This window comes from Nostoc sp., assembly GCF_041747015.1.
Taxonomy (GTDB): Bacteria; Cyanobacteriota; Cyanobacteriia; order Cyanobacteriales; family Nostocaceae; genus Nostoc.
In genome coordinates this window covers 1-3,218 of record NZ_JBGTFY010000013.1, presented here as the reverse complement: position 1 = coordinate 3,218, position 3,218 = coordinate 1, and the positions used below count along the sequence as shown (strand labels likewise).

6 protein-coding genes are annotated in these 3,218 nt (G+C 42.9%); 2 read left to right on the top strand and 4 right to left on the bottom strand.

The features are described 5' to 3' along the window. On the bottom strand, nt 1-770 hold a 770-nt coding region (locus ACEW80_RS01010), incomplete at its 3' end, for a hypothetical protein (RefSeq protein ID WP_373524812.1). A 67-nt stretch (nt 771-837) separates the two neighbouring features. Then, nucleotides 838-1,179 carry a hypothetical protein gene (locus tag ACEW80_RS01005; RefSeq protein ID WP_373524811.1) on the bottom strand — a complete coding sequence of 114 codons (342 nt, stop codon included), beginning with the start codon at nt 1,177-1,179 and terminating at the stop codon, nt 838-840. A 175-nt stretch (nt 1,180-1,354) separates the two neighbouring features. On the opposite strand from ACEW80_RS01005, the gene ACEW80_RS01000 reads away from it, so the two are divergent. Both ACEW80_RS01000 and ACEW80_RS00995 read left to right on the top strand, forming a co-directional pair. Next, on the top strand, nt 1,355-1,555 hold the full coding sequence (locus ACEW80_RS01000; RefSeq protein ID WP_373524810.1) for a hypothetical protein: 201 nt from the start codon (nt 1,355-1,357) through the stop codon (nt 1,553-1,555). A 212-nt stretch (nt 1,556-1,767) separates the two neighbouring features. Next, nucleotides 1,768-2,091 carry an antibiotic biosynthesis monooxygenase gene (locus ACEW80_RS00995; protein WP_373524809.1) on the top strand — a complete coding sequence of 108 codons (324 nt, stop codon included), beginning with the start codon at nt 1,768-1,770 and terminating at the stop codon, nt 2,089-2,091. A 435-nt stretch (nt 2,092-2,526) separates the two neighbouring features. On the opposite strand, the gene ACEW80_RS00990 is transcribed toward ACEW80_RS00995, so the two are convergent. Further along, complete coding sequence (locus ACEW80_RS00990; protein WP_373524808.1) at nt 2,527-2,895, bottom strand: hypothetical protein; 369 nt, start codon at nt 2,893-2,895, stop codon at nt 2,527-2,529. A gap of 124 nt (nt 2,896-3,019) precedes the next feature. After that, on the bottom strand, nt 3,020-3,218 hold a 199-nt coding region (locus tag ACEW80_RS00985), incomplete at its 5' end, for a hypothetical protein (RefSeq protein WP_373524807.1).

The following is a 3,218-nucleotide window of genomic DNA, read 5'->3' as shown; positions in this document are numbered from 1 at the left end:
TTCAACATTCCCAACGTCGTATCTTCTTTGACCTTAGTTTCGTTGATAAATCTACTAATGTTTTTGTGGGTTTTAAGAAATTCTTTCCAAGGTTCTCGCAATTCTCTGAAACGATGTTTAAAAATAGCAAACTGCCAAAAGCCGAACCAATCACTGTTCTTTAAATCTAAAAGAATTTGTTCTTCTTTTAGTTCATTTTTGCAAACTGATTTGCCTGTATATTCTTTGCTAAGTCTACCCCTGTAGAACTTACTCGTAGTTGTCCAAGCGGCACGAATCTGGTTGAGTTCGCTCCCTTGATCAATACCTTCGCTAAATACATCATTTATGCCGGATTCATCCCAGCTACAGCAAATTTCTGTAAATAACTCTCTGCCATTATCAAAATAAAAATCCCGTCCCTCACGGATAGCAGCATCCTCAATGAAGGAGAAACCTTTAATAATTACTTGCAGCATTTGGAACAGGTAAGAACTAAATAAGTTAAGAAATTCCCGTTGCCTGGGGTGTAAGTTGAGATCATCTATAGGGTCAAGAGGTCGAAAGCCCAATTGCTTAAGTTGTAGATAATCTATACGTAACCTCATCCAAGCCCAAAAAGTTTGTCTGTCTTTGAGCCAAATTTTTTGATCTCGTGTTCGAGTAGTCAATGGGCAGATTGGTAACTGCTTAAATTTAGATATCATTCGCTTATGCTCTTGCAATAATGTAAGTTCGTCTTGATGCCCTAATGCCACTCTCAGTAGTGATTTACCTTCTTTAATTACCATTGCTACCTTTTGTTTGTTGTAAATAAATGCTTGCCCCAACTGATTAAAGTTGGAGCATTTTTATCTCTTAAAATGGGCAATCAATTTGTAGGCTAGGGCAAGCGTAACTATTACTATTTCTAGCCACTGTTTTAAGGCTACAAATGCCATTATTTAAGTAGTAGCATTGTCCACAAACCAGAGGTAATTCTGTTCGTTCCTCGTGCAGCATTGAAGCTGAAATATTAATTGATAAATCAATCATTTTTACTTGCTTCATCCCCTCGCAATAGCCCTGTAAATACATGATTTCAGCATTCATTGGCAGACGACCATCGAAGCCGTCGCTAATGCCTTCTAGATAAATTTCCTCAATAGCTTCGTAGGACTCTACTCTCTGGTCTTGATCTAAATCGAGTAAGTATGTCATTATTTGTTTACCTAGTTTTGGGTACGGGCGATCGCACCTTGCCTCGAAAACAAATGTGATCGCCTTTTAACTTAATTATTGTCATTATAACCTAGTACACCTGGTTATACACCTATATAAACCTTATTTATAGTATCTTTACATTTAACCGTGTACACTCGGTTATCATAGAGCTATGAAAGGAAACAGAACAGGCAAGGGGTATTATCAGGTACAGGGCAAAGAGCCAGTGGCAAAGAAGCCGCTAACCGTTAAGCTACCCGTAAGTATGGATGAAGCTGTACGAGAAATAGCTGGCGACAATTTAGCCAATTGGGTAAGAGAAGCGATCGCGGCTAAATTGGCGACGGAACAGCAGCAGGATTTGTCTGCTTAAAGCAGTGGGGGCGCGATGGAATTTGAGCAACTATTACAGTCCCTATTCAGAGCCAACGATGCGAAGTATATCCTGGAGATGCGATCTCACCACGAGGTCAGGCAGCAGAGTTACGCAAACGTCAAAAGATGTACCGATGGATCGACCGATAGCCTGATCTGCCTTTTCATGAGTCGATAACCAAAGCTGAGAAGTTCGCACACGGAGTGGATATGACGGAAACCATCACAACCTTTGTCACGTTCAATATGCCGCCGGACGTAGTGGACAAGTTCAAGACGGAGTGGCTCAAGGATGCCGCGTTCATCGCTAGGCAGCCAGGACAGAAGGGCGGCACGCTCTATAATCGCATTGGTGGCAATGAACAGGTGGAGTTTATCAATGTTGCTCATTGGGAGAGCGAAGATGCCTTGAATGCAGCGCGAGATGCCGCCCTGATCGAGCGACAGAAGGAAGGACGGGATCAGGCAACGCTTTTCAAGGATTTAGGCGTATCGGTGAGCGCTGAAAATTATGTAGTCGAGGTTCCATATTGAGTAGTGGTTGTGGTTCGAGATTGATAGCCATCATGTGAGTGGGTCAGAACTTGACCCACCCGTTAGGCGATCGCCGAAAAGTTAGAGCGAGAACAGCAGCAGGATATGTCTGCTTAAATGCTAGAACCAACCGTTGAACAACTAAAAAGCTTGTACGAGCAGTGCTATCAATTCCTTGAACTACTTAGCAGGCAATCCAGATAGCTTAAGAACCTGATTGAGTTTAGCTTGCTCTACGGGCGGTTCAGCAAAAAACACAACGGACTTCCTGAAAGGAGCTTGGAAAGATAGTTCAAACGTAACTGTCTCGTCTGGATTAGGCTCATGAAGCGATGGAACTAGCGCACGTCCAAAGGTATAACGACTGTTATGCACAATTAACGTATAAATTGACTGACTACCTTGAGATGCTGGGTAAATAATTGCTCCAAAACCTCAATTTTTAAAATCAGTCGTTATAGTAAATTTTGAATTATTTGAATAGCTATTACTTGCTAAAAACCCTTGCAGACCCCAAGTATCAGCAGTGTCACCAAGCGCGATCATACTTGTTGCTGGCTTAATATCTACGGCTGTAGCAACAGACGTAATTACAGTATCCTCAGCAACTACGATATAGTTAGCTCCGAAATGCAGGCAAGAGCCTTTACGGATGTAAACTTTGCCTAAATCCTGCTCGGTCACAGTTAGGCTAACAGCTTCATCACCAACCGCGATCGCTGTGCTTGGGGTGATGGTATAGACTACAGGCTCGTCGCTACCACCATTTAGACCGCCAACATAAATAAACGTATTAACAGACATCGGATTAAACGAGCGAAACTACGATTCTAGGTTAGACACAACAAGCCGTAGTGAGGAATCGATGCCCGAACACCCAAACCCATTAAGGGGTTGTTTTTCTTGGGATGCGAAGCCCTGCGCTCTTTCACCGTCCTTGTCTTATCCAATCCCGCCCTGCTCTCTTCTTCGCTTCAGCCGAATAGTAAAGCTTCCGTTCTCCAAAAACAACCCCACCAGAACTAATGACCCGACATTGCCAGCAGTGGGATTCAGTGTAAAACACTATCAAGGTAACGCCAACGATGCCAATAACAGCGCGAATAATGGTTTGAGTCATGGCGAAG